The following is a 2,106-nucleotide window of genomic DNA, read 5'->3' on the forward strand; positions in this document are numbered from 1 at the left end:
AGGTGTCGGCTGGTTGCTCCCGACGGACTGGCTCGGTCCTGGCAGGATACGACATTCGGGCCGTCGCCCGTGGGCCAACCCCCACGCCGCTCACCTACTCAGGTCTGGAAAAGGTACAGGTGTCGGCATCTTACGCCGACGGAGGGGTCATGGGCTGGGAGCGCGCCACTCCGTGGCGCCCATGCTCTTCGTGCGGACTGCAAGCACCACCTCTGCGTCCGAGGTTCTCTTGAGCGCCACGGAGTGGCGCGCTCCCGGCCATGACTCATGATCCCTCCGCCCCGTTTGGCGAGGCACCTCCCCAGCGAAGGCGCCGGGGAGAAGAAGGCAGCGCAACACCGAAGGCAGCGAGCCCATTCTCATAAGCGATCGCCCTCTGGCGCTCCACATCCAGTGACGACAACGCCGCCAGATTCTCCTCGGGCGAGGGCCAGGTCGTGCGATCGAGCACATCGTCGCCGACATGGGGCCGGAAGAAGGGGTGATCCGTGCCGAACAGGATCTTCGCCGGATCGGCGAAGGCCTCGAGCGCGGACAGCGCCGGCGGATGGTAGGCGAGCGAATCGTACCAGCACTGACGCAGGTAATGGCTCGGCGGGTGGGGCAAGCCGAAATCCTTGGAGATGTCATTCTTCACGCACGAATCGAGGCGGCCCGCGAGATAAGGCAACGTGCCTCCGGCATGGGCGACCAGCAGCTTCAAGCCGGGGTGACGCTCGAGCGTCCCGCGCAGGATGAGCAGCGAAACGGCGATCGATGTCTCGAAGGTGAAGCCCAGGGCCAGCATCAGCGCGTGCCCGCTATCCGGAAAGAGTCCATGTCCAATGCCGTAGTGCGGATGGATGAACACGAACAGGCCGGTGTCAGCGGCCGCCTGCCAGATCGGCTCGAAGTCGGGGTCGTCGAGGCCCCTGCCCCGGCCGGCGGAGCCGATGATCACGCCCCGCATGTGCGGGTGCCCCGCAAGGCGCCTTAGCTCTGCCGCGCACGTCTCCGGCCGCTGCAGGGCGAGCACGCCGAAGCCCAGCAGCCGACCGTCAGAGGCGGCGCAGATATCCTCGAGATCGTCGTTCAGATGCGCGGCCAGGGCCGGCGCCTCCTCCGCCTCGACGAAGTCGATCCACGGGTTGGCCGAACTCACGACCGATATCGCAATACCGTGGTGATCCATGAAGACGAGCTTGCGGTCAACGACGTGGAACTCGCCGCCCATGGGCCGGCCGGCCGACGTCGATTGATCGGCTTCCTCATCGGGCAGGATGATCAGCCGATCCCCGGCCTGCCCCGAGACGATCCGAGGCACCTTGGAACGCGCCCGCAGCAAGGCGACATAGCGCGGCAGGTACATGTGCGTATGGACATCGATCAGGGGCAGCGACACGAATTGGATTCCCGGGCTGGACGCGAACGATGGGAAGCAAGCACTGCGCCATCGCTGGCGTAACGGGGAGGCAATTCAATTCGTGGCCACGACGTAACAGCTTCGCTCGGAACGAGAATGAGAAGCGCGCCACGGCGTTTGCGTTTATCGTGCCATGTCGGATTTCGAACCGAGGCAGTGTCGTGACCAAGCCGTTTCATCTCGCGTGGTTTCTTCAAGGGTCGAGCGCCCAGGCGTGGGGCGAGCCTTGGACCGGGCATATCGGCCGGAGCTGGATGATGCCCGAGTTGTTCCTCAACATGGCGCGCGCACTGGAGCGCGCCTGCTTCGACTACATCCTGCTCGAGGACTCGTCCTACGTTGGCGAGAGCTTTGGCGGCTCGACCGAGATCTACCTGAAGAAGGGCATCGCGGTGCCGCGCCAGGATCCGTCGGTCGTCGCCGCGCTCATGACCCAGGTAACGTCGCGCATCGGCATCGTGCCGACCTTCGGCACCTACGCCTATCATCCCTATCTGCTGGCGCGCCTGGTGGCGACGCTCGACCAGGTGTCAGGCGGGCGCATCGGCTGGAACGCTGTGACAGGCAGCTCCGACTTCGCGGCGATGAACTTCGGCATGCAGGGCATGCCCGAGCACGACCTGCGCTACGACATGGCCGACGAGTACATGGAGGTGTGCCGCGGCCTGTGGGGCTCGTGGGAACCCGGCGCCATCGTTGCCGAT

2 protein-coding genes are annotated in these 2,106 nt (G+C 65.4%); one reads left to right on the forward strand and one right to left on the reverse strand.

The window, feature by feature from the left end; translation table 11 throughout:
* Positions 1-265 precede the first annotated feature (265 nt).
* A complete protein-coding gene (locus tag AB7O82_RS07895; protein ID WP_428537406.1) occupies positions 266-1,381 on the reverse strand; it encodes an amidohydrolase family protein in 1,116 nt (371 codons plus the stop codon).
* Positions 1,382-1,563: 182 nt separating this feature from the next.
* Between AB7O82_RS07895 and AB7O82_RS07900 the strand changes: the two genes are divergently transcribed.
* A partial coding sequence (locus tag AB7O82_RS07900) for an LLM class flavin-dependent oxidoreductase (protein WP_428619123.1) occupies positions 1,564-2,106 on the forward strand: 543 nt, incomplete at its 3' end.

Origin of the sequence: Reyranella sp., assembly GCF_050185545.1 — a bacterium.
GTDB lineage: Bacteria > Pseudomonadota > Alphaproteobacteria > Reyranellales > Reyranellaceae > Reyranella.